We start from the raw sequence: 4,740 nt of genomic DNA, 5'->3' as shown, positions 1-4,740 counted from the left end.
GGGGATTAGTGGCGAACGGGTGAGTAACACGTGGGCAATCTGCCCTTCACTCTGGGACAAGCCCTGGAAACGGGGTCTAATACCGGATAACACTCCTGCAGGCATCTGTGGGGGTTGAAAGCTCCGGCGGTGAAGGATGAGCCCGCGGCCTATCAGCTTGTTGGTGAGGTAGTGGCTCACCAAGGCGACGACGGGTAGCCGGCCTGAGAGGGCGACCGGCCACACTGGGACTGAGACACGGCCCAGACTCCTACGGGAGGCAGCAGTGGGGAATATTGCACAATGGGCGAAAGCCTGATGCAGCGACGCCGCGTGAGGGATGACGGCCTTCGGGTTGTAAACCTCTTTCAGCAGGGAAGAAGCGAAAGTGACGGTACCTGCAGAAGAAGCGCCGGCTAACTACGTGCCAGCAGCCGCGGTAATACGTAGGGCGCAAGCGTTGTCCGGAATTATTGGGCGTAAAGAGCTCGTAGGCGGTCTGTCGCGTCGGATGTGAAAGCCCGGGGCTTAACCCCGGGTCTGCATTCGATACGGGCAGACTAGAGTGTGGTAGGGGAGATCGGAATTCCTGGTGTAGCGGTGAAATGCGCAGATATCAGGAGGAACACCGGTGGCGAAGGCGGATCTCTGGGCCATTACTGACGCTGAGGAGCGAAAGCGTGGGGAGCGAACAGGATTAGATACCCTGGTAGTCCACGCCGTAAACGGTGGGCACTAGGTGTTGGCGACATTCCACGTCGTCGGTGCCGCAGCTAACGCATTAAGTGCCCCGCCTGGGGAGTACGGCCGCAAGGCTAAAACTCAAAGGAATTGACGGGGGCCCGCACAAGCAGCGGAGCATGTGGCTTAATTCGACGCAACGCGAAGAACCTTACCAAGGCTTGACATCGCCCGGAAAGCATCAGAGATGGTGCCCCCCTTGTGGTCGGGTGACAGGTGGTGCATGGCTGTCGTCAGCTCGTGTCGTGAGATGTTGGGTTAAGTCCCGCAACGAGCGCAACCCTTGTTCTGTGTTGCCAGCATGCCCTTCGGGGTGATGGGGACTCACAGGAGACTGCCGGGGTCAACTCGGAGGAAGGTGGGGACGACGTCAAGTCATCATGCCCCTTATGTCTTGGGCTGCACACGTGCTACAATGGCAGGTACAATGAGCTGCGATACCGCAAGGTGGAGCGAATCTCAAAAAGCCTGTCTCAGTTCGGATTGGGGTCTGCAACTCGACCCCATGAAGTCGGAGTTGCTAGTAATCGCAGATCAGCATTGCTGCGGTGAATACGTTCCCGGGCCTTGTACACACCGCCCGTCACGTCACGAAAGTCGGTAACACCCGAAGCCGGTGGCCCAACCCCCTTGTGGGGAGGGAGCTGTCGAAGGTGGGACTGGCGAGTGGGACGAAGTCGTAACAAGGTAGCCGTACCGGACGGTGCGGCTGGATCACCTCCTTTCTAAGGAGCATCTAGGCTGCCAGCTCGCTGGTGGTCCAGGGCCATTACGTCGGCACACGTCCGACGGTGGTTGCTCATGGGTGGAACGTTGATTATTCGGCCGGATTTCACGGGTCGGAGGCTGCAAGTACTGCTCGCAAGANCGTAACAAGGTAGCCGTACCGGAAGGTGCGGCTGGATCACCTCCTTTCTAAGGAGCACTTCTTACCGAGTCCTTCGGGACGAGGTCAGAGGCCAGTACATCGGCGAATGTCCGGTGCTGGTTGCTCATGGGTGGAACGTTGATTATTCGGCACTCTTGGCCTGTCTCTGGTCGCAAGTACTGCTTCGGCGTGGAAAGCGATGAGGAGAGGGTGAGGGTGTCGGGCACGCTGTTGGGTGTCTGAGGGTACGGCCGTCAAGGTCGCCTTCAGTGCCGGCCCCGGTACAGCATCGCGTGAGCGGNNNTCCAGGGCCATTACGTCGGCACACGTCCGACGGTGGTTGCTCATGGGTGGAACGTTGATTATTCGGCCGGATTTCACGGGTCGGAGGCTGCAAGTACTGCTCGCAAGAGTGTGGAAAGCATGATCTCCGGACGGGATCGGGTCGGGCACGCTGTTGGGTGTCTGAAGGTACGGCCGTCAAGGTCGCCTTCAGTGCCGGCCCCGGTACAGCATCGCGTGAGCGGTGTGTGACGGGTGGTTGGTCGTTGTTTGAGAACTGCACAGTGGACGCGAGCATCTGTGGCCAAGTTTTTAAGGGCGCACGGTGGATGCCTTGGTACCAGGAACCGATGAAGGACGTGGGAGGCCACGATAGTCCCCGGGGAGCCGTCAACCAGGCTTTGATCCGGGGGTTTCCGAAGGGGGAAACCCGGCAGTCGTCATGGGCTGTCACCCACATCTGAACACATAGGGTGTGTGGAGGGACCGCGGGGAAGTGAAACATCTCAGTACCCGCAGGAAGAGAAAACAACCGTGATTCCGGGAGTAGTGGCGAGCGAAACCGGATGAGGCCAAACCGTATGTGTGTGAGACCCGGCAGGGGTTGCGCATGCGGGGTTGTGGGATCTCTCTTTCACAGTCTGCCGGCTGTGAGACGAGTCAGAAACCGTTGGTGTAGGCGAAGGACATGCGAAAGGTCCGGCGTAGAGGGTAAGACCCCCGTAGTCGAAACATCAACGGCTCGTTTGAGAGACACCCAAGTAGCACGGGGCCCGAGAAATCCCGTGTGAATCTGGCGGGACCACCCGCTAAGCCTAAATATTCCCTGGTGACCGATAGCGGATAGGACCGTGAGGGAATGGTGAAAAGTACCGCGGGAGCGGAGTGAAATAGTACCTGAAACCGTGTGCCTACAAGCCGTGGGAGCGTCGCGCATCAAGCTTGCTTGGTGCGTCGTGACTGCGTGCCTTTTGAAGAATGAGCCTGCGAGTTTGCGGTGTGTTGCGAGGTTAACCCGTGAGGGGAAGCCGTAGCGAAAGCGAGTCCGAATAGGGCGATCTAGTAGCGCGCTCAAGACCCGAAGCGGAGTGATCTAGCCATGGGCAGGTTGAAGCGGCTGTAAGAGGTCGTGGAGGACCGAACCCACCAGGGTTGAAAACCTGGGGGATGACCTGTGGTTAGGGGTGAAAGGCCAATCAAACTCCGTGATAGCTGGTTCTCCCCGAAATGCATTTAGGTGCAGCGTCGTGTGTTTCTTGCCGGAGGTAGAGCACTGGATAGGCGATGGGCCCGACCGGGTTACTGACCTTAGCCAAACTCCGAATGCCGGTAAGTGAGAGCGCGGCAGTGAGACTGTGGGGGATAAGCTCCATGGTCGAGAGGGAAACAGCCCAGAGCATCGACTAAGGCCCCTAAGCGTACGCTAAGTGGGAAAGGATGTGGAGTCGCACAGACAACCAGGAGGTTGGCTTAGAAGCAGCCACCCTTGAAAGAGTGCGTAATAGCTCACTGGTCTAGTGATTCCGCGCCGACAATGTAGCGGGGCTCAAGCGTACCGCCGAAGTCGTGTCATTCCAGCATATAGGGCCAACGCCTGCTGGGATGGGTAGGGGAGCGTCGTGTGCCGGGTGAAGCCGCGCCGGAAGGCAGTGGTGGACGGTTCACGAGTGAGAATGCAGGCATGAGTAGCGATACACACGTGANGGATGGGTAGGGGAGCGTCGTGTGCCGGGTGAAGCCGCGCCGGAAGGCAGTGGTGGACGGTTCACGAGTGAGAATGCAGGCATGAGTAGCGATACACACGTGAGAAACGTGTGCGCCGATTGACTAAGGGTTCCTGGGTCAAGCTGATCTGCCCAGGGTAAGTCGGGACCTAAGGCGAGGCCGACAGGCGTAGTCGATGGATAACCGGTTGATATTCCGGTACCCGCTGTGAAGCGTCAAACATCGAACCAGGCGATGCTAAGTCCGTGAAGCCGTTCCGGACCCTTCGGGGAAAGGAAAGTGGTGGAGCCGACGGACCAGACCTGTAGTAGGTGAGTGATGGGGTGACGCAGGAAGGTAGTCCAGCCCGGGCGGTGGTTGTCCCGGGGTAAGGGTGTAGGACGTTGTCCAGGTAAATCCGGATGACACATAGTCTGAGACCTGATGCCGAGCCGATTGTGGTGAAGTGGATGATCCTATGCTGTCGAGAAAAGCCTCTAGCGAGTTTCATGGCGGCCCGTACCCTAAACCGACTCAGGTGGTCAGGTAGAGAATACCGAGGCGTTCGGGTGAACTATGGTTAAGGAACTCGGCAAAATGCCCCCGTAACTTCGGGAGAAGGGGGGCCATCACTGGTGATCGGTCTTGCACAGTGAGCTGGGGGTGGCCGCAGAGACCAGCGAGAAGCGACTGTTTACTAAAAACACAGGTCCGTGCGAAGCCGTAAGGCGATGTATACGGACTGACGCCTGCCCGGTGCTGGAACGTTAAGGGGACCGGTTAGTCAAACTTCGGTTTGGCGAAGCTGAGAACTTAAGCGCCAGTAAACGGCGGTGGTAACTATAACCATCCTAAGGTAGCGAAATTCCTTGTCGGGTAAGTTCCGACCTGCACGAATGGCGTAACGACTTCTCGACTGTCTCAACCATAGGCCCGGTGAAATTGCACTACGAGTAAAGATGCTCGTTTCGCGCAGCAGGACGGAAAGACCCCGGGACCTTTACTACAGTTTGATATTGGTGTTCGGTTCGGCTTGTGTAGGATAGCTGGGAGACTGTGAAGCTTGAGCGCCAGCTCAGGTGGAGTCGTCGTTGAAATACCAGTCTGGTCGTGCTGGATGTCTAACCTGGGTCCGTGATCCGGATCAGGGACAGTGTCTGATGGGT

2 rRNA genes are annotated in these 4,740 nt (G+C 58.1%); both read left to right on the top strand.

The annotated features are described in order from the left end of the window. Positions 1-1,445 (top strand): 16S ribosomal RNA (locus KM933_RS38300); the annotation flags it as partial. A gap of 727 nt (positions 1,446-2,172) precedes the next feature. Then, positions 2,173-4,740 (top strand): 23S ribosomal RNA (locus KM933_RS38295); the annotation flags it as partial.

This window comes from Streptomyces beigongshangae (assembly GCF_019710745.1).
GTDB lineage: Bacteria > Actinomycetota > Actinomycetes > Streptomycetales > Streptomycetaceae > Streptomyces > Streptomyces beigongshangae.
This window is presented reverse-complemented; position numbering and strand designations above follow the sequence as displayed.